The following is a 740-nucleotide window of genomic DNA, read 5'->3' on the forward strand; positions in this document are numbered from 1 at the left end:
TGTACGGCTTTCAAGGAAAAGTGATGGGTAAGCTTTAACGGTCAACACTACCCGAAGCATATAACCGTCAAAAGACAAAATAACAAAGGATTGATAATGGCGACGATATCCCGACAGGCATATGCCGAGATGTTTGGGCCAACAATCGGCGACCGCGTGCGTCTTGCAGATACCGATTTATGGCTAGAAGTACAAAAGGACTACACCGTTTACGGTGATGAAGTGAAGTTTGGTGGCGGTAAAGTGATTCGTGATGGCATGGGACAGAGCCAGCGAGTCAGTGCGGAAACACCAGACCTTGTGATCACCAATGCAGTCGTACTTGATTATTGGGGCATCGTTAAAGCAGACGTTGCGATTAAAGATGGCCGTATTCAGGCGCTTGGTAAAGCAGGTAACCCAGACGTACAACCGGGCGTTGATATTGTGATTGGCCCGGGTACTGAGATTTTGGCAGGAGAGGGTTCAATCCTAACTGCTGGTGGTATTGATTCCCACATTCACTTTATTTGTCCACAGCAGATTGAAGAGGCGTTGGCGTCTGGTGTCACCACCATGATCGGTGGCGGTACTGGCCCTAATACAGGAACTAACGCCACCACCTGTACGCCGGGTCCGTGGAACATGCACCGTATGTTGGAAGCCTTGGACGAGTACCCAATGAACTTTGGCTTACTCGGTAAGGGTAACGCCAGTCAACCAGAAGCATTGCGTGAACAAGTAGCAGCCGGAGCAGTTGG

The 740-nt window shown here is 49.9% G+C and carries 1 protein-coding gene; it reads left to right on the forward strand.

The window, feature by feature from the left end:
- Positions 1–96: 96 nt before the first annotated feature.
- Positions 97–740, forward strand: a 644-nt coding sequence (locus tag KIV40_RS28905) for an urease subunit alpha (protein ID WP_285352661.1), incomplete at its 3' end; no start/stop codon positions are given.

Source organism: Vibrio sp. D173a (genome assembly GCF_030248475.1).